This window comes from Halomonas maura, assembly GCF_030409305.1.
In the GTDB taxonomy this organism is placed as follows: Bacteria; Pseudomonadota; Gammaproteobacteria; order Pseudomonadales; family Halomonadaceae; genus Halomonas; species Halomonas maura.
The window spans coordinates 31,759-50,274 of the sequence record NZ_JAUFPQ010000017.1; the positions used below are offsets into that span (position 1 = coordinate 31,759).

Here is an 18,516-nt window from a genome sequence, read left to right on the forward strand (position 1 = left end):
TCACCGCAGTGACCCCGAAGCGTCATCGGCGACCGGCAGGATGACCGGCACATCCAGCGTGGAAGCGGAGGTGACCATGGACGTTAGCCGTCGGCAGCTACTGGCACTCGGACTCAAGGGAGGCGCCACCCTGGGCGCCATGGCGGCGGCGCCGTCGATCGTGCTGGCGGAAGGCCGGCGCCCGGTCATGCCCTCGGGGGTGATGAGCGGCGACATGCTCGAGGATCGCGTGATGCTGTGGTCGCGGGTCGACCGCCCCGCCCGGATGTTGCTCGAGATCGCCGACAATCCCGACTTCCGCGGGGCCCGCTGGCTGCGCGGCCCGGACGCGCTGCCCGCGTCCGGGCTCACCGCGCGGCTGGATGTCGACGGCCTCGCCGGCCTGGACGAGCTGCACTACCGGGTACGCTTCGCCGCCCTGGGCGACCACCGTGCAGTCAGCGAGCCGATCAGCGGACGGCTTCGCCTGCCCGCGGCGCGGCGCCGCGACGTGCGCTTCGTGTGGTCCGGCGATACCGCCGGCCAGGGCTGGGGCATCGACGAGGCCCGCGGCGGCATGACCACCTACGAGACGATGCGCCGGCAGCGCCCCGACTTCTTCATCCATTCCGGGGATACCGTCTACGCCGACGGCCCCCTGGAGGAGAGCGTCGCGCTGCCCGACGGCGAGACCTGGCACAACCTGGTCACTCCCGCCAAGCGCAAGGTGGCCGAGTCCCTCGACGAGTTCCGCGGGCAGCACGTCTACAACCTGATGGACGCCAACCTGCGGCGCTTCAATGCCGAGGTCCCGATGCTCGCCCAATGGGACGACCACGAGACCGTCAACAACTGGTATCCCGGCGAATGGCTCGAGGACGACCGCTACACCGAGCGCAGCGTCCCGCTGCTGGCCGCCCGGGCCCGGCAGGCCTTCCTAGAGCATATGCCGCTGCGCCAGCGACCGGAGGCGCCCGGCCGCATCCACCGGCGCTTCGCCTACGGGCCGAGCCTGGAGGTGTTCATGCTGGACATGCGCTCCTTCCGCGATGCCAACGGCCGCAATCGGTCGGCGACCGGCGGCGCCCTGCTCGGCGGCGAGCAGCTGGCCTGGCTGCGCCAGGCCCTGCGGCGCTCCACGGCGACCTGGAAGATCATCGCCGCCGACATGCCCATCGGCCTGGTCGTGCGGGACGGCGACGCCTTCGAGGCGCTGGCCAACGGCGCACCGGGCGAGCCCTCGGGCCGCGAGGCCGAACTGGCCGGCCTGCTCAGGACGCTGCGCGACGAACGGATCCACAACGTGGTCTGGCTGACCGCCGACGTGCACTACACGGCCACCCACCACTACGCCCCCGAGCGGGCCCGCTTCAAGGCGTTCGCCCCCTTCTGGGAATTCGTCAGCGGTCCGCTGCATGCCGGCACCTTCGGGCCGGGCGAACTGGACGACACCTTCGGCCCGCGGGTGGTCTTCCACAAGGCACCCCCCGAGGGGCGCGCCAACCTGTCTCCCGCGGCGGGCTACCAGTTCTTCGGCCGGGTCGACCTGGACGGCGAGAGCGAGACGTTGACCGTGACGCTGATGGATGCGGCGGGCCAGGCCCTGCACCGTCAGGTGCTCGAGCCGCAGTTCGGCTGACCCCGCCCCGGCCCGCCATCGGCGGGCCGGGGCGGTGACCTCCGTCAGGCCTTCCTGACCTTGGCGATCACCCACAGCAGCACCACGGCCCCCACCACGGCGGTGACCAGCGAGCCGATGAAGCCCCCGGCCTGGAGACCGAGCAGGTTGAACAGGCCGCCGCCGACCACGGCACCGACAACCCCCACCCCGATGTTGCCCAGCAGGCCGAAGCCGCCGCCGCGCATGATATGGCCGGCGATCCAGCCTGCCAGGCCGCCGATGATCAACCAGGCGATGATGCCCATGCCGTTCTCCTTTCCGGTTGGTGATGCCGTGGATGGTGCCCGGACTCGCGCTCAGAAGGAAGAGCCCGGACGTTTCAGGAAGGCCAGCTCCTCCGGCGTGGAGGAGCGTCCCAACATGGCGTTGCGATGGGGGTAGCGGCCAAAGCGAGAGAGGATCTCCCGATGCCGATGCGCGAAGCGCAGGTTGTCCTCGAGACCCGGCTGGTCGAACAGGCGTAGCGCCTGCTCGTGGATGACCAGCGATTCACTGTGCATGTAGGGCATATAGAGGAAGGACCGCTCGTGGGCGGAGAGTTCGGCATCGTCGCCCCGGGCCACGGCTTCCTGGGCCAGTACCAGGGCCACGGGATCGGCGGCGAAGGCCTCGCCGGTATCGCGGTGGATATGCCGCGAGAACTGGTCGAGGACCAGCACCTCGGCCAGCCGCCCGCGGGGCGAGTGACGCCACGCCCAGAGCTCCCCCCGGCGTGCCGCCGCCAGGGTGGCGGCGAAGCGTCGGGTGATCTCGGCATCGAGTGCGGGGTCCTTGCGGAACCATTGGGCCGGGGCGAGTGCGCCGAACCAGAAATCGAGTACCGTCTCTGCCTGTCTCCCCGCCATGGCGTCGCAGCCTCCCTGTCGAGACGGGCCCCAGGCGGGGCCCGACTGGTATCATCCCCGGCATGGCATTCACGCCACGCCCTTCACTCGCCACCTGAAGAGACCCATGACCGCCTATCAACTCCTCCAGATGCTCGGCTACGCCCTCAACATCGTCGGCCTGGTGGTCTGCATCGCCGGCCTGACGCTGGCACGGCACGAGCGGCATCGGCTGGTCGGCCGCCTGCTCGCCGCCCTCGGCTTCCTGATCGCCGCCTCGCCGGTGCTGGTGCAACTGCTGGGACTGGTCGAACCCGTACCCACGGGCGTTGTCCCTCCCCCCTGAGGCTAGACGAAAGGCGTATAGCGTGCACGGGGCAGTCCACTAGACTGCCCCGTCACAGTAGTAAACTTACACAAATTCTAGCCGCTTCATTGGTCGACGCCGCCACTCTTCATCAAATGTAAGGATGTTTCCGATATGCATGCCCTGACCCTCGCGTCCTTCCTGTTCTTCACGGGGCTGGTCGCCTTCATTACCTGGCGCATCACCCGCCGCGACGATCACACCAGCACCGGCGGCATGTTCCTCGCCGGGCGCAGCCTGACCTTCCCCTTGATCGCCGGCTCGCTGCTGATGACCAACCTCTCCACCGAGCAGATGGTGGGGCTCAACGGCTCGGCCTTCAACGACGGCCTGAGCGTGATGGCCTGGGAGGTGGTCGCGGTGATCGCCCTGGTGGCGCTGGCGCTGTTCTTCCTGCCGCGCTTCCTGAGGAGCGGCATCGCCACCCTGCCGCAGCTGCTGGAGATCCGCTTCGACAAGGGCACCCAGTTGATCTGCAACGTGATCTTCCTGATCGCCTATGCGGTCGTCCTGCTGCCGATCATCCTCTATTCCGGCGCCATGGGCCTGCAGGGCATGCTCGACCTGCACGGCCTGACCGGCATCCAGTCCGATACCACCCTGCTGTGGCTCACGGTCTGGGTCGTCGGCCTGATCGGCGCCGTCTACGCCCTGTTCGGCGGTCTGCGCACCGTGGCCGTCTCGGATACCCTCAACGGCGTGGGCCTGCTGATCGGCGGCTTCGTGATCGTCTACTTCGGCCTCCAGGCGATCAGCGACGGCGGCGGCGTCATGGCCGGCTGGGACATCCTCAAGGCAACCAACCCCGACAAGCTCGACTCCATCGGCAAGGCCGACCAGCAGGTGCCCTTCTTCACCCTGTTCACCGGCGTCTTCCTGATCAACGTCTTCTACTGGACCACCAACCAGCAGATCATCCAGCGGACCTTCGCCGCCAAGACCCTGGCCGAGGGCCAGAAGGGCGTGCTGCTGACCGGCCTGTTCAAGCTGCTCGGGCCGCTGTACCTGGTACTGCCCGGCATCATCGCCTACCACCTCTATGCGGATCAGGGCGTCGTGGCCGACGAGGCCTACGGCCACCTGGTGTTCAACGTGCTGCCCGCGCCGCTCACCGGCTTCTTCGCCGCGGTGATGGTCGGCGCCATCCTGTCGTCGTTCAACTCGGCCCTGAACTCCACCACCACCCTGTTCAGCCTGGGCCTCTACAAGGCCGTGCTCAACAAGGAGGCCAGCGACGCGCAGGTGGTGCGCTCGAGCAAGGTCTTCGGCTGGATCATGGCGATCGCGGCCATGACCATCGCCCCGCTGCTGGCCGGCCAGGAGAGCCTGTTCAGCTACCTGCAGAAGATGAACGCCATCTACTTCATCCCCATCCTCGCCGTGGTGGTGGTCGGCCTGCTGACCCGCCGCGTCCCGCCCATGGCGGCCAAGATCGCGCTGATCGGCGGCTGCCTGCTGATCTTCGCCGGCTACTTCATCCCGCCCTTCGACAAGCTGCCGGTGGTGATGCACGAGTTCCACTTCGTGGCCCTGGTGTTCGCGCTGCTGGTGGCGGTGATGCTGGTCATCGGCAAGTGGCGTCCCCGCGAGACCCCCTGGGTGCACGAGGACAGCGGCGCGGTCGACCTGACGCCCTGGAAGGGTGCGGTGCCGGCCGGCATCGTGCTGCTGATCCTGGTGGTCGCCATCTACGTCGCCTTCGCCGGCTGACCCCGCCCCGCCCGACCGCCCGCTGCGACGCCCTGCCTCATGGCAGGGCGTCGCGTTTGCGCCCTTCGCGGCACGGTGGGAAGATTCAGGGTCATTATCCGCCGGGGAGCCCCACCAGGGTCCTCCCCTTGCCACGGAGGCCCCATGCCCCTCGCCGTGTCGCTGCTGTCGCTCTGCCAGGCCCTGCTGATCAGCGGCAACATCCTGCTGATCGCCGTCTCGCCGCTGATCGGCGCCGCCCTGGCGCCCGCGCCCGCCTGGTCCACCGCGCCGGTGGCGACCCAGTGGCTTGGCCTGATGTGCGCCACCATCCCGGCCTCGCTGATCATGGCGCGAGTGGGTCGGCGCCGCGGCTTCATGCTCGGCAACCTGCTGGGGCTGGCCGGGGTGGGCCTGGCGATCCAGGCCCTGAGCGACGAGCGCTTCCTGCTGTTCCTGGTGGCCACCTGGCTGATCGGCATCGGCATCGGCTTCGGCCAGCTGTACCGCTTCGCGGCGGTCGAGGCGGCGCCGGCCAGCCTGCGCGACCGCGCCATCGGCCTGGTGATGGGCGGTGGGGTACTGGCCGCCTTCTTCGGCCCCTGGCTGGCCCGACACAGCCGGGAGCTGGCCGAGGTCCCCTTCCTGGGCAGCTTCCTGGGGCTCGGCGCCCTCTACCTGCTGGCCCTGGTCGTGCTGTCGCTGATCCGCCTGCCCCCGCCGGAACGCACCCATGGCGGGAGCGAGGCCCGGCCCCTCGGCGAGATCCTGCGCCAGCCGACCTTCCTCGTCGCGGTGACGGCGGCGCTGATCGGCTACGGGGTGATGAACCTGGCGATGACCGCCACCCCCCTGGCGATGTCCGCACAGGGCCTGCACTTCGATCATGTGGCCACCACCATCCAGTGGCACGTGGTGGCGATGTTCCTGCCTTCCTTCGTCACCGGCCGGCTCACCGCCCGCTTCGGCGCCAGCCGCATGATCCTGGCCGGCTGCGCCCTGCTCGTCGCCAGCGCCCTGGTGGCCCGCCTCGAGGCCGGCCTCGGCGGTTTCCATGCCGGCCTGATCCTGCTCGGCCTGGGCTGGAACTTCACCTTCCTGCCGGCCACCGGCCTGCTTACCGAGGCCTATCGCCCCGCCGAGAAGGCGCGCACCCAGGCCGCCAACGAGTTCCTGGTCTTCACCACCGTGACCCTGACCGCCCTGCTCGCCGGCCCGCTGGTCACCACGCTAGGCTGGGGACGGCTGAACGCGGTGCTGCTGCCGCTGTGCCTGCTGCCGGTCCTGGCCCTGGCCTGGCGGCACCTTGCGATGCGCCGCCAGGGCCCCCAGATCACCCCCCACTGATCGCCGACACGGACGCCACACCATGCGCCACCCCTTGACCCGGGAACTGCACGACCTGCTGGAGCGTGGCCGGGATCGCCAGCTGCGCCTGGCGGTGACCGGCCTGTCGCGCTCCGGCAAGACCGCCTTTCTCACCTCGCTGATCAATCAGCTGCGCCATGCCGGCCTGGAGGCCCGCCTGGACCTGCTGCCGGCCGCCCGGGACGGCCGCCTGCTCGGGGCCCGGCGCGTCGAGCAGCACGACCTCGGCGTGCCGCGCTTCCCCTTCGACCGGGCCATGTCGGCCCTGGACGACCGCCCGCCGCGTTGGCCCGAGCCCACCCGCGGCATCAGCGAGCTGCGCCTGGTGCTGCGCTACCGGCCGCAGCGGCCCGGGCTGATGGGCGGCGAGACCCGCCGCCTGACCCTGGACCTGTTCGACTATCCCGGCGAGTGGCTGCTCGACCTGCCGCTGCTGGGGCACGACTACCCGAGCTGGTGTCGCTCCCAGACCGGCCATGGCGACGCCCGCGAGGCGCTCTTCGCCGACTGGCAGCGCGAGGTGGCGACCCTGGACCCGGCCCAGGAGGTCGACGAGGGCCGCCTGGCCGAGATCGCCGAGCGCTATGCCGAGGGGCTCAGGGCGGCCCGGGAGGCCGGCTTCTCGGACCTTCAGCCGGGCCGCTTCCTGCTGCCCGGCGAGCTCGAGGGCGCCCCGGTACTGCAGTTCTTCCCGCTGCCGGGCATCGCCGACGCCGACCCCGCGCAACTGGCCCAGCTGCCGCCGGAGAGTCTCTACGCCACCCTGGCGCGGCGCTTCCGTCACTACCAGCAGCATATCGTGCGGCCCTTCTACCGGGACCACTTCCGCCGCTTCGACCGCCAGATCGTCCTGGTGGACATCCTCGGCGCGCTGAATGCCGGCCCGGAACGCTTCGAGGACCTCTCCCGCGCGCTGGGCCGGCTGATGCAGAGCTTCGATTATGGCCGGCGCAGCCTGCTGTCACGGCTGTTCGCCTCGCGCATCGACCGGCTGGCCATCGCCGCCACCAAGGCGGATCATGTCACCCCGGAGCAGCATGCGCGGATGACCGGACTGATCGAGACCCTGCTGGCCGAGCCGCTCAAGGATCTGCACTTCGCCAACGTGCCGGTCCGGGCCCTGTCGCTGGCCGCCATCCGTGCCACCGAGGCCCGGGAGGTCCACCATCAGGGCCAGCGGCAACCGGCCCTGCGCGGCACCACCCTGGCGGGCGAGGAGACCCTGCTGTTTCCCGGCGAGGTACCGAACCGCCTGCCCGACGCCGGCTTCTGGGCCCGCCAGGGCTTCACCTTCACCGCCTTCCGCCCCTTGCCCCGGGACGCTGGCGCCCTGCCGCACATCCGCATGGACGCCGCCCTGGACTGGCTGATCGGAGACAAGCTGCAATGACCGCGCCCCGCGACACCGACCCGCGACCGGGTCGACGCTTCACCCTGGAGGACCGCCCGGCGTCCGAGCCCCCGGCCCCCGGTCAGGCCTTCGCCGCGGATCACGACAGCCGCCCCCTGAGCGTCGCCACCGAGCCGCCGGGCCAGGCCGAACAGGCCGTGAGCGAGAGCCTGGCCGCCCCCCGGCGTCGCCGCTGGGGCCTGCTGGCACTGCTGATCGCGGGGCTCGGGCTCGGCACGGCGGAGCTGGTGCTGTCCCTGCCGGCGGCGCTGGCCGCCGATGACTGGCTGGGACTCGGCTGGGGCCTGGTCGGCCTGGGGGCCATCGGCGTCGGGGCCGGCGCCCTGGGACGCGAGCTGTGGCGGCTGCGTCGACTACGCCGGCACGAGCGACTGCGCGAGGCGCTGGCCGCCCTGCCCGAGGCGTCCCCGCGCCAGGCCATGGCCACGGCCCAGGCCCTGCGCCGCCGCCTGTCCCTGGACGACGACCATCCCCACTGGCGGGGCTTCGTCGAGGCCCGGGAGGCCCATCATGACGGCCGCGACCTCCAGGTCCTGCTGGCCCATCACCTGCTCGCGCCCCGGGACCGCGAGGCCCGTCGGCTGATCTCGCGGATGAGCGGCGAGACGGCGGTGATGGTGGCGGTCAGCCCGCTGACCCTGGTGGACATGGCCCTGGTGGCCTGGCGCCACCTGGCGCTCATCGATCGCCTGTGCCGGCTCTACGGGCTCGAGCTGGGCTACGCGGCACGCCTTCGCCTGCTGCGCCAGGTGCTGCGCGACATGGCCTTCGCCGGGGCCAGCGAGATGGCCGGCGAGGCGGGCATGGAGCTGCTGTCGCTGAACCTGGCCGGCCGGCTGTCGACGCGGGCCGGCCAGGGGCTGGGAGTCGGCCTGCTCGGGGCTCGGCTGGGCCTGAGGGCCCAGCGGCTGACCCGCCCGCTGGCCTTCGCCGAGGCGGATCGGCCGCGGCTCGCCGACCTGCGCCGGGAGCTATGGGGCCGGCTGCGACGCCTCGAGACCCCGCCGGAGCGGTCCGGAGCTTGATTCAGGTCACCACGGCGCGGCCAAGGACGACTAGGCTGGAGGATACCCCCAACGGCAATGACAGGAGTCTCATACCATGTTCCAGTCCATCCTCGTACCCATCGACGGGTCGGAACACTCGCGCCTGGCCCTCTGTGTGGCCAGCAAGTTGGCCCGACAGGAAGACGGCCAGCTCGTCCTGTTGCACGTCCCCGAGGCGCTCGAGCACGAGCCCCTGCTGGTATGGGGAATCGGCGCGGTGCCCTTGGGAGCCACCCTCGACAAGCGCGAGAAGGTCGGTCGGGAACTGCTCGACAAGGCCGGCGAGGAGGCTCGGGCGCTGGGCGTCAAGGACGTGGACACGGTGATCGGCAAGGGCAATCCCGCCCTGAGCATCCTGGACGAGGCCAAGCAGCGCGGGGTGGATGCCATCGTCATGGGCAGCCGCGGGCTCGGCGACCTCAAGGGCCTGGTGGTCGGCAGCGTCTCCCACAAGGTCAGCCACGGCGCCGATTGCCGCGTGATCACCGTCAACTGAGCCCCTCGCCTCACGGCCCGTGACCCCGCCACCCTCGGCCACCAGGCTGTGGGTGGGCGGAGCTGCGCCTTGCCTAGGAGGTGTCTGCCATGTTCCGTTCCATCCTGGTGCCCATCGACGGCTCGCCCCATGCCCGCAAGGCCCTCTCGCTGGCCTGCCAACTGGCGCGCCACCAGGAGGTCTTCCTGCTGCTGCTGCACATCCCCGAGGCCCTGCCCCACAACCCGCCGCTGGTCTGGGGCGTGGGCACACAGGCGGTCGAGGCCTCGCGGGAGGAACGCGCCCGCCAGGCACAGCAGATGGTCGAGAAGGCCGCCGAGGAGGCGCGTGACCTTGGCGCGCCGCATGTCGAGATGTTGATCCGTCGGGGCGACCCCACCCGCACCATCCTCGAGGTGGCCAAGGACCGGAACGTCGATGCCATCCTGATGGGCAGCCGTGGCCTGAGCGATCTGCGCGGGCTGCTGACGGGCAGCGTCTCCCACAAGGTCAGCCACGGCGCCGAGTGCAGCGTGATCACCGTGCACTGAGTGCGGCCAGGAGCCTGTCGGTTTTGACCGATCGTCACGAGAATCCCGGATTTCGAGGCAAGTTTATCGATCTATTGAGGCGAATAGCGCGCTATTTAACGACATTGATCGAATGAAGTTGGCCGAAAGCCCGGCATTCGCAGTCGATCAGCGTCAGGTCCGACAGGCTCCTAGGCCAGGCGTCGTTCCGAGACGGCATCGAAGAGCACCGCCCGGCGCATGTCCACTCTCAGGTCAATGCGCTCCCCGGCCGCCACTCGGCAGTGCGGGTCGACCCTCGCGGTGATCTCGCCCTCGCCCAGTGGCAGGCGCAGCAGGATATCCGCCCCGGTGGGCTCGGCCACGCTGACCGTGGCGACTAGTGGCGTGCCCTCCGCATGCTCGCCGAGGCGGGCGTCCTCCTCGCTGAAGTGCTCCGGCCGCAGGCCCAGCACCAGTGACCGGCCGACCTGGTCGGCCAGGGCGTCACTCTCGCGGCTCGTCGGCCAGGGCAGCACCAGCTCATCGGCTCCCGGCGTGGCGACGCGCAGGCGGTAGTCGCCGGCCGCGCCCTCCAGGGTGGCGCGGATGAAGTTCATCGACGGTGAGCCCATGAAGCCGGCCACGAAGACGTCCACCGGATCGTTGTAGATCTCGTCCGGGGTGCCGAACTGCAGGATCCGTCCATCGCGCATCACGGCGATGCTGTCGGCCAGGGTCATGGCCTCGATCTGGTCGTGCGTCACGTAGACGATGGTGGTGCCCAGGCGCTGGTGGAGCTTCTTGATCTCGGTGCGCATCTCCACCCGCAGCTTGGCGTCGAGGTTGGAGAGCGGCTCGTCGAACAGGTAGACCCTGGGCTCCCGGGCCAGGGCGCGGCCCATGGCCACCCGCTGGCGCTGGCCACCGGAGAGCTGGGACGGCTTGCGCTCGAGCAGGTTGGAGATCTGCAGCAGGTCCGCCACCCGCTCCACCGCGGCCTCGCGCTCGGCCCTGGGGACCTTGCGCATCTCCAGGCCGAAGGCGATGTTCTGGCGCACCGTCATGCTCGGGTAGAGGGCGTAGGACTGGAAGACCATGGCGATGTCGCGATCGGCGGGCGTGTGCCAGGTGATCTCCTCGCCGCCGATATGAATTTCCCCGGCGGTCACCGGCTCGAGCCCGGCGATGGCATTCATCAGGGTCGACTTGCCGCAGCCCGAGGGGCCGACCAGGATCAGGAACTCCCCGGAGTCGATGGCCAGGCTGACGTCCTTGAGCACCTGGGTGCTGCCGAAGTCCTTGCAGACATGCTGGATTTCCAAAGCTGACATGATGGTTACCTCGTTATTATTCGACGGTTGATGGCCCAACGAAACGCCAGCGAGCGCCGCCGGTGTTCGTCGGCCATTAGCCCTTGACCGAGCCCGCGGTGAGCCCACGCACGAAATACTTGCCGGCCAGCACGTAGACCACCAGGGTCGGCAGGGCGGCGATCATGGCGGCGGCCATGTCGACGTTGTATTCCTTCACCCCCGTCGAGGTGTTGACCAGGTTGTTCAGGGCCACCGTGACCGGTTGGGTGTCGTGGCCGGAGAAGGCCACGCCGAACAGGAAATCGTTCCAGATCTGGGTGAACTGCCAGATCACCGAGACCACGATGATCGGCGTCGACACCGGCAGCAGGATGCGCCGGAAGATGCGGAAGAAGCCGGCCCCGTCCAGCTTGGCCGCCGACACCAGCTCGTCGGGGATCGACACGTAGAAATTGCGGAAGAACAGCGTCGTGAAGGCAATGCCGAAGATCACGTGGACCAGTACCAGGCCCGCGCGGGAGCTGGACAGCCCGAGCCAGCCGAGCGTCTGGGCCATGGGCAGCAGGATGACCTGGAAGGGGATGAAGCAGCCGAACAGCATCAGCGCGAACAGCAGCTCGGCGCCCTTGAAGCGCCACTTGGTCAGCGCATAGCCGTTGAGTGCCCCCAGCAGGGTGGAGATGGCCACCGCCGGGATGACGATGGCGAAGGAGTTCCAGAAGTAGCCTCCCATCCCCTCGCAGCGCATGCCGGTGCAGGCCTCCCCCCAGGCCTTGATCCAGGGCGCCAGGGTCGGGTTCGCGGGCAGCGTCAGCAGAGTGCCGGCGCTGATCTCGTCGAGGGGCTTGAACGAGGTCAGCACCATCACCGCCAGCGGCAGCAGGTAGAACAGGGCCGCGAGGCCGAGCGCGGCGTAGACCAGGGCGCGCAGCAGGCGCGCCATGGGGGTCTGGCGTCGAATCACGTTATCCATGCCGGCGACTCCGCAGTTCGGAATAGAGGTAGGGGATGAGGATGGCCAGCACGCCGCCGAGCATCAGGATGGCACTGGCGGAGCCGAGGCCGATCTGGGCCCGGCTGAAGGAATGGGCGTACATGAAGGTGGCCGGCAGGTCGGAGGCATAGCCGGGACCGCCGCCGGTCAGCGCCACCACCAGGTCGAAGCTCTTGATGGCGATGTGCGAGAGGATCATCACGGCGCTGAAGACCACCGGGCGCAGGCAGGGCAGGATGACCCGCCAGTAGATCCGCGGCAGGCTGGCGCCGTCGAGCTGGGCGGCCTTGAAGATGCTGTCGTCGATGCCGCGCAACCCGGCCAGGAACAGCGCCATGACGAAGCCCGAGGCCTGCCAGACGGCGGCGATGACCAGGGTGTAGACGGCCATGTCCGGATCGACCAGCCAGTCGAAGGTGAAGGTCTCGAAGCCCCAGCCGCGCACCATGGCCTGCAGGCCCAGGCCGGGGTTGAGCAGCCATTTCCACACCACCCCGGTGACGATGAACGACAGCGCCATGGGGTACAGGTAGATCGTGCGCAGCGCCCCCTCCTGGCGGATCCGCTGGTCGAGCAGGATCGCCAGGCCGGCGCCGAGCACCAGGCAGAGGCCGACGAAGAGCGCGCCGAACACCCCGAGGTTGGTGGCCGCCACCCACCAGCGGTCATTGGCCATCAAGCGGGCGTACTGGGCGCCGCCGACGAAATCGTAGCTGGGCAGCAGCCGGGAATCGGTCAGCGAGAGCACGAAGGTCCACAGCATGAAGCCATAGACGAAGAACAGCGAGATCAGCACCGAGGGCGCCAGCACCAGCTTGGGCAGCCAGGCCTGGAGACGCGCCGTGATGGCCGGCGCGGAGGCCGCCGGGCGGGCGCGGCCGGTCCCGGTCGCGAGAGTCGAAGGGCTTTTCATGGAAACTTCCTCAGTCTCGAGGCGGACGGCGCCCGCCGAGCGGCGGGCGCCAGGGCGTCGTCACAGGGCCAGGCTGGCGGCCTGCGCAAGGCGTTCGGCGGCCTGGTCGGCGCTCATCTCGCTCGAGTTGAAGTAGTTGGTGATGATATCGAAGAAGGCCCCCTGGACATCGCTGCGCATGGCCATGCGGTGTGCCATGCTGGGCACCAGCCCCTCCTGGTCGCGGGCGGCCTGGAAGTCGTCCATGGCGCGCTGGGCGCAGGCGTCGAACTCGCTCATGTCGAGGTCGGGACGCGCCGGGATCGAGCCCTTGACCCGGTTGAAGGCCTGCTGGAACTCGGGCGCCAGCACCAGGCGGGCCATGGCCTGCTGGGCCTCGCGAGCCGCCTCGTCGCCGAGCCGGAACATGGCGAAGCTGTCGATGTTGAAGGAGAAGGCGTCGGTAGTGCCGGGTACCGGCGCGCACAGATAGTCCTCGCCGGCCTCGAGGCCCGCGGCGGTGAACTCGCCCTTGGCCCAGTCGCCCATGATCTGCATCGCGGCCTGGCCGTCGATCACCATGGAGGTGGCCAGGTTCCAGTCGCGTCCCGGCATGCCCTCGTCCATCAGCTCGCGCAGGCGCTTGAAGGTGGTCAGGGCCTCGATCATGGTGTCGCTGGTGAGCGCCTCCTCGTCGAGCTCGACGAAGGCGCGGCGATAGAAGTCACTGCCCCCCAGGCTCAGCACCACGCTCTCGAAGGTGGTGGCGTCCTGCCAGGGCTGGCCGCCATGGGCCAGCGGCACATAGCCCGCCTCGCGCAGGGCCTCGCCGGCGGCGAACAGCTCGTCCCAGCTGGTCGGCACCTCGACGCCGGCATCGTCCAGCACCTCGGGATTGGCCCACAGCCAGTTGACCCGGTGGACGTTGACCGGCACCGCCACGTAGTGGCCGTCGTGGCGCATGATGTCGGCCACCCCCTCGGGCAGCAGCGCGTCCCAGTCGCCCTCCTCGGCCACCGGATCGAGATTGGCGAGCAGCCCCAGCTCCCCCCACTCCTGGATCTCCGGGCCCTTGATCTGGGCCGCCGCCGGCGGATTGCCGGACATGGCCCGGGACTTGAGCACCGTCATGGCGCTGTCGCCGCCGCCGCCGGCCACGGCGAAGTCCTTCCACTGGTGCCCCTGCGCCTCGAGCAGGTCGCGCAGGGCGCCCACCGCCTGAGCCTCGCCGCCGGAGGTCCACCAGTGCAGGACCTCGACCTCGCCGGCCGAGGCCTGGCCGGCCCCCAGGGCGCCGGCCATCGCCACCGCGATGGCCGATGTCTTCAGGCCGCCGAGTCGTGAAAGTGCGCGCATGTGACGTTCTCCTGTGCTTGTTGTTGTCCGCCGCCAGTCACGACGACACAAGACACGCTAGCGCACTCGCACCGGCCCATGGGGTTACCAAGTGCTGGATAGTGTTGCCGACATATTACGGCGCTGAAACATTCCGCCGCGCCAGGGCCGCCATCACGTCATGACAGGCGCCCATGGTGTGATAGTCGACCTTGCCCGCCGGGCTCTTGACGTCGGAGTAGCGGCGGTTGTCCGGGGTCAGGATGCGGTACCAGCCGCCGTGGCGATGATCGATGAAGTGATGCCAGCTGTAGTCCCAGAGCCGCTCGTACCAGCGCCAGTAGACCGGCCGGCCGGTACGCACGCCGAGCAGCGCCGCCGCCGCCAGGCTCTCGGCCTGCACCCAGAAGTACTTGTCGCCGTCGCAGACCCGCTGCGCCGGGTCGAGGCCATAGACCAGGCCGCCATGGGTGCGGTCCCAGCCCGTCGTCGCGCTGGACAGGAACAGTCGCTCGGCCGTGGGAATCAGCCAGGGCTCGGGGCGATGACGCTCGAGCAGGACCAGCAGCTTGGCCCATTCGGTCTGGTGACCGACCTGATAGCCCCAGGGCCGGAACAGGTGCGCCGGGTCGTCGCGATTGTAGTCCCAGTCGGGCCGCCACTGGGCGTCGTGGTGCTCCCAGATCCAGCCGTGGGGATGGTCGCGATTGGCCGCGGTGATGACCCGGGCGATGGCCAGCGCCTGGTCGAGGAAGGCATCCTCGCCGGTGGCCTCGAAGGCGGCGATCAGCGCCTCGCAGCCGTGCATGTTGGCGTTCTGGCCGCGATAGGCCGCGACCCGCCAGTGGCGGTCGGCCTCGTCGGCGAAGCGCTGCCAGCGTGGCTCCCAGAAGCGCTTCTGCAGCAGCCGATGCACGGCATAGAGGCCGTCTCGCGCCTCCTCAATGCCGGCCTTGAGCGCCTCGGCCTGGGCGAGCAGCACGAAGGCCAGCCCGTAGCAGTGGTTGGTGTCGTCTTCCACCACCCCGGCGTCCAGGGTCCAGGCATAGCCCTGGGTGGCGGTCTGGAAGTGCGCCTTCTCCAGGTAGGCCAGGCCATGGCGGGCCCAGTGGCGGTACTCGTCGCCGCCGCCATGGCGGGCGTAGCGGGCATAGGTCACCACATAACGGGCGCTGGAGACCAGGTGGCGATGGCCGCGATCGAGGATGGTGCCGTCGTCGAGCAGGTAATGGAAGAAACCGCCGTGCGGATCGATGGCACGTGGGTGGTAGAAGGCCATGGTCTTGCGGACCTGGGCGGCGAGAAAGGCGGGGTCGTAGACGTTCATCGGGCCTCCAGAGGATCGGGGACGCTCCCAGCCTACGCCATGGGCGAGGCCCGAGAACATGCCGGGCGGTGGTGACGGATTACCCGGCCATGGGGCCGGGACGCGGCAGTACCAGGGTCACCAGCAGCCCGCCATGCGGGTGATTGGTCAGCGACAGCTGGCCGCCATGGGCCTGGACGATATGCCGGGCGATGCCCAGTCCCAGGCCGCTGCCACCGGTGTGGCGGCTGCGCGAGGGCTCCAGGCGCACGAAGGGGGCGAAGACCCGCTCGCGCTGATCTGCCGGGATGCCCGGCCCATGGTCGCGGATGCTCATCCGCAGCGCCGCCGGGTCGTCGTCGAGACGCACCTCGGCGCACTTGCCATAGAAGACGGCGTTCTCCAGCAGGTTGGCCAGACACCGCTTGAAGGCCAGCGGCTTGACGGCCAGCGGCGCCGCCTCGCCCTCGATCGTCACCTCGCCACCCTGCAGCCGCAGCTCGCCGGCCAGCTCGTCGAGCAGCGCCCGCGGCGCGACGGCGGCGATCTGCTCGTGCATGTCGAGCCCCTTGACCGAGTCCAGGGCGCCCTTCACCAGCCGGTCGAGCTCGTCGAGGGAGGCGCAGAAGCGCTCGGACTGCTCCGCGTCATCGAGCATCTCGGCGCGCAGCCGCAGCCGCGTGATGGGCGTCTTGAGGTCGTGAGAGATCGCCGAGAACAGCCGCTCGCGCTCCTCCAGCTGGTGACGGATGCGCCGCTGCATGCGGTTGAAGGCGGTGGCGGAGGCGGCGACTTCCCGGGGGCCGCCCTCGCGCAACGGCGGGGCATCCAGGTCGTCGCCGAGACGATGTGCCGCCCCGGCCAGCCGCGCCAGGGTGCGAGTGGCGCTGCGGATGCCGAGCCACGACAGGCCGATCACCGTGAGCAGCACCACCACCAGCACGAAGAGCCGGTCCGCCGACAGCCATTGGCGACCATCCAGCCCTTCCGGCACCGGCAACAGGGTGGCCACATAGAGCCACTGCCGTGTCTCCAGGGGAAGCTGGACGACCAGGATCGGCTGCGACGGCGGCGCCGTCAGCAGGCTGTGCTGCCCCCAGCGCGGCGGCAAGTCATGCAACGGCACCTCGTTGTTGAGCAGCCGCAGGGCCTCGGGGCGGGAGAACTCGACCACGGCATCGCTCACGCCCAGCTCGGAGGCCAGCACCCGATGAAAGTTGTCGATGACGAGTGCCTTCTGTGCCCCTTCATCGCCACGCGTCACGGGCAAGCGGTGGTCGTTGACGCTGACGAAGAATCGCGTGCCGCCCATGTCGCGCAGCTGATCGAGCACGATATGGCGGTAGTCATAGGGCAGCGAGCGGAAGAAGCGCACCGTGGAGGCCACGCTGTAGGCCATGTCCCGAGACAGCTCGTCGATACGCGCATGCTGGCTGGCACGCTGCTGGGCGGTCCAGATGGCGTGGCTGGCCAACTGGGCCCCCAGCACCCCCACCACCATGATCAGCAGGAAGCGGCCGCGCAGGGTGCCGGGCAGCAGGCGGGACAGGCGACGGCGCCAGCAGGCCCAGGAAGCGCCCGGTTTCACGCGATGACGTCCACCCGGGAGGCCAGCACATAGCCGGCACCGCGCACGGTGCGAATCAGCGGGGCCTGCTGGGAATCCTCGCCCAGGCGCTGGCGCAGGCGGCAGACGTGGACGTCGATGGAGCGATCCAGGGGGGGCGACGGGCGACCTCGACTCAGCTCGAAGAGCCGGTCCCGGGAGAGCACCTCCTCGGCATGGTCGAGGAAGGCCTGCAGCAGCTTGAAGTCGGCCCCTGACAGCGCGCTGCGCGTCCCCTCGGCATCGATCAGCTCGCGAGTCACGCGATCCAGCTGCCAGCCGCCGAAGGCCACCAGGCGCGCCTGGTCGGGCGAGGCCACGGCGGCCTGGGAGTGGAAGCGACGCAGTACGGCCTTGATCCGGGCCAGCAGCTCGCGGGGATTGAAGGGCTTGCCCAGGTAGTCGTCGGCGCCGAGCTCCAGGCCGAGGATGCGGTCGGTCTCGTCGGCGCTGGCGGTCAGCATGATGATCGGCACCTCGCTGTGGCGGCGCAGGCGACGGCAGATGGCGAAGCCATCGTCGCCGGGCAGCATCAGGTCGAGGATCACCAGATCGGGGGTCGCGTGGTCGAGCAGGGCGGACAGCGCCGCGGCATCCTCGGCCACCAGGGCCCGATAGCCATGGCGCCCCAGGTAGTCGGCGAGCAGTTCACGGATCTCGGGGTCGTCGTCGACCACGATCAGGGTGGCAGGGGGTGTCGTCATCGCGCGCCGGGCATGCGGTCGGCGGCGCCCGGGCGCCGCCGACGGCGGTTGTCGTTGTGCCCCAGCATAGCGAGGCCACCTGCCGCGGACGATACCACCAAGGTGGCAGGGGGCATCAGAGGGCGAAGCGCTCGGCCAGATGCCGGGCCACCGCGGCCTGGTCGTGATGGCCGATCCGCCGGGCCGCGGGGACGGCGCGATCCAGGGCCGGATGGCCGTTGGCCGTGATGTGGGCCTCCCCCGCCAGGGCCAGCATCTCGGTATCGTTGAGATTGTCGCCGAAGGCCAGGCAGCGCTCGGCCGGCACCTCGAGCCGCGCCAGCAGCGCCGCCAGGGCCGTGCCCTTGTTGACTCCGGCGGCCATCAGCTCCAGGGAGTTGTCGGTGGAATAGGTGATATGCAGGGTCTCCCCCACCCGCCGGCGGGCCTCGGCCTCCAGTCCGTCCAAGGCCTCGGGGTCGCCGATATACAGCACCTTGCCCACCCGCTCGCCGTCCAGGGACGCCGCTGGCACGACCCGGTAGCCGAAGCCGGTGTGGGCGTGCAGGGCCAGCAGCTCCGGCGCCTCGGCGTCGATCACCCACTCATGGTCGTGGTAGAGGTTGAGGCGCACGCCGGCGGGCCGGGGCAGCGCGATCAGCGTGCGGGCCAGCGCGGCGGGCAGGTGGCGGGCCGCCACCAGGCTGCCGTCGGGTGCATGGGTATAGGCGCCGTTGGTGCTGACGAGATGGGCCGCGATGCCGAGACGGTCGCGAAAGGCCAGCATGTCGCGGTAGTGGCGCCCCGAGGCCAGGGCGATATGGTGGCCCCGGGCCGCCAGGGACCGCAGGGTCTCGACGGTGACCTCGGCCAGGGCGTGATCCGCGCCGAGCAGGGTGCCGTCGAGGTCCGAGACGATGAGATGGGCCGACATGGGCGGCTCCCTCCGCTAAAAGAGTGTGTGCCCATTCTACCAGCCCGTCGGACATCGCACCGGGCCGCGGCGAGTCCCCGGGCAAGCCCGCCCGGGGAGGC

General features: G+C 69.9%; 18 protein-coding genes. 8 read left to right on the forward strand and 10 right to left on the reverse strand.

The window, feature by feature from the left end:
- Positions 1-76 precede the first annotated feature (76 nt).
- Positions 77-1,618, forward strand: coding sequence for an alkaline phosphatase D family protein (locus QWY76_RS10240; RefSeq protein WP_290311086.1), 1,542 nt, complete (start codon positions 77-79; stop codon positions 1,616-1,618).
- Positions 1,619-1,662: 44 nt separating this feature from the next.
- On the opposite strand, the gene QWY76_RS10245 is transcribed toward QWY76_RS10240, so the two are convergent.
- Positions 1,663-1,905 (reverse strand): GlsB/YeaQ/YmgE family stress response membrane protein, encoded by a 243-nt coding sequence (locus tag QWY76_RS10245; protein ID WP_290311087.1) that lies wholly within the window; start codon positions 1,903-1,905, stop codon positions 1,663-1,665.
- Between the two features lie 51 nt (positions 1,906-1,956).
- Complete coding sequence (locus tag QWY76_RS10250) at positions 1,957-2,505, reverse strand: DUF924 family protein (protein WP_290311088.1); 549 nt, start codon at positions 2,503-2,505, stop codon at positions 1,957-1,959.
- Between the two features lie 106 nt (positions 2,506-2,611).
- On the opposite strand from QWY76_RS10250, the gene QWY76_RS10255 reads away from it, so the two are divergent.
- The 7 genes from QWY76_RS10255 (at position 2,612) to QWY76_RS10285 (ending at position 9,391) form a co-directional block, all read left to right on the forward strand.
- Positions 2,612-2,830 carry a hypothetical protein gene (locus QWY76_RS10255; RefSeq protein WP_290311089.1) on the forward strand — a complete coding sequence of 73 codons (219 nt, stop codon included), beginning with the start codon at positions 2,612-2,614 and terminating at the stop codon, positions 2,828-2,830.
- A 135-nt stretch (positions 2,831-2,965) separates the two neighbouring features.
- The gene (locus tag QWY76_RS10260) at positions 2,966-4,561 is read left to right on the forward strand and encodes a solute:sodium symporter family transporter (protein ID WP_290311091.1); all 1,596 of its coding nucleotides are present in this window, start codon (positions 2,966-2,968) and stop codon (positions 4,559-4,561) included.
- 144 nt (positions 4,562-4,705) lie between these two features.
- Complete coding sequence (locus tag QWY76_RS10265; protein ID WP_290311092.1) at positions 4,706-5,887, forward strand: MFS transporter; 1,182 nt, start codon at positions 4,706-4,708, stop codon at positions 5,885-5,887.
- 22 nt (positions 5,888-5,909) lie between these two features.
- A complete protein-coding gene (locus tag QWY76_RS10270) occupies positions 5,910-7,298 on the forward strand; it encodes a YcjX family GTP-binding protein (protein WP_290311093.1) in 1,389 nt (462 codons plus the stop codon).
- Entirely contained in the window at positions 7,295-8,344 is a 1,050-nt protein-coding gene (locus QWY76_RS10275) for a TIGR01620 family protein (RefSeq protein WP_290311094.1), read from the forward strand. Before QWY76_RS10270 ends, QWY76_RS10275 begins: the two co-directional genes overlap by 4 nt.
- Positions 8,345-8,420: 76 nt before the next feature.
- Positions 8,421-8,861 carry a universal stress protein gene (locus QWY76_RS10280; protein WP_290311095.1) on the forward strand — a complete coding sequence of 147 codons (441 nt, stop codon included), beginning with the start codon at positions 8,421-8,423 and terminating at the stop codon, positions 8,859-8,861.
- 89 nt (positions 8,862-8,950) lie between these two features.
- Positions 8,951-9,391 (forward strand): universal stress protein, encoded by a 441-nt coding sequence (locus tag QWY76_RS10285; RefSeq protein ID WP_290311096.1) that lies wholly within the window; start codon positions 8,951-8,953, stop codon positions 9,389-9,391.
- Between the two features lie 170 nt (positions 9,392-9,561).
- Here QWY76_RS10285 and QWY76_RS10290 read toward each other — a convergent pair whose 3' ends face one another.
- The 8 genes from QWY76_RS10290 to QWY76_RS10325 all read right to left on the reverse strand — a co-directional run bounded on the left by QWY76_RS10290 (position 9,562) and on the right by QWY76_RS10325 (position 18,415).
- On the reverse strand, positions 9,562-10,683 hold the full coding sequence (locus tag QWY76_RS10290; RefSeq protein WP_290311097.1) for an ABC transporter ATP-binding protein: 1,122 nt from the start codon (positions 10,681-10,683) through the stop codon (positions 9,562-9,564).
- A 76-nt stretch (positions 10,684-10,759) separates the two neighbouring features.
- The gene (locus QWY76_RS10295; protein ID WP_290311098.1) at positions 10,760-11,638 is read right to left on the reverse strand and encodes a carbohydrate ABC transporter permease; all 879 of its coding nucleotides are present in this window, start codon (positions 11,636-11,638) and stop codon (positions 10,760-10,762) included.
- A complete protein-coding gene (locus tag QWY76_RS10300) occupies positions 11,631-12,572 on the reverse strand; it encodes a carbohydrate ABC transporter permease (RefSeq protein ID WP_290311099.1) in 942 nt (313 codons plus the stop codon). The genes QWY76_RS10295 and QWY76_RS10300 overlap by 8 nt, the downstream gene beginning before the upstream one ends.
- A gap of 60 nt (positions 12,573-12,632) precedes the next feature.
- Positions 12,633-13,907: an ABC transporter substrate-binding protein gene (locus tag QWY76_RS10305; protein WP_290311100.1), complete on the reverse strand. Its 1,275-nt coding sequence runs from the start codon at positions 13,905-13,907 to the stop codon at positions 12,633-12,635.
- A 115-nt stretch (positions 13,908-14,022) separates the two neighbouring features.
- A complete protein-coding gene (locus QWY76_RS10310) occupies positions 14,023-15,213 on the reverse strand; it encodes an AGE family epimerase/isomerase (protein WP_290311101.1) in 1,191 nt (396 codons plus the stop codon).
- A gap of 79 nt (positions 15,214-15,292) precedes the next feature.
- The gene (locus tag QWY76_RS10315; RefSeq protein WP_290311465.1) at positions 15,293-16,693 is read right to left on the reverse strand and encodes an ATP-binding protein; all 1,401 of its coding nucleotides are present in this window, start codon (positions 16,691-16,693) and stop codon (positions 15,293-15,295) included.
- Positions 16,694-16,776: 83 nt separating this feature from the next.
- A complete protein-coding gene (locus tag QWY76_RS10320; protein ID WP_290311102.1) occupies positions 16,777-17,502 on the reverse strand; it encodes a response regulator in 726 nt (241 codons plus the stop codon).
- Between the two features lie 115 nt (positions 17,503-17,617).
- Positions 17,618-18,415: an HAD family hydrolase gene (locus QWY76_RS10325; protein WP_290311103.1), complete on the reverse strand. Its 798-nt coding sequence runs from the start codon at positions 18,413-18,415 to the stop codon at positions 17,618-17,620.
- Positions 18,416-18,516: the final 101 nt, after the last annotated feature.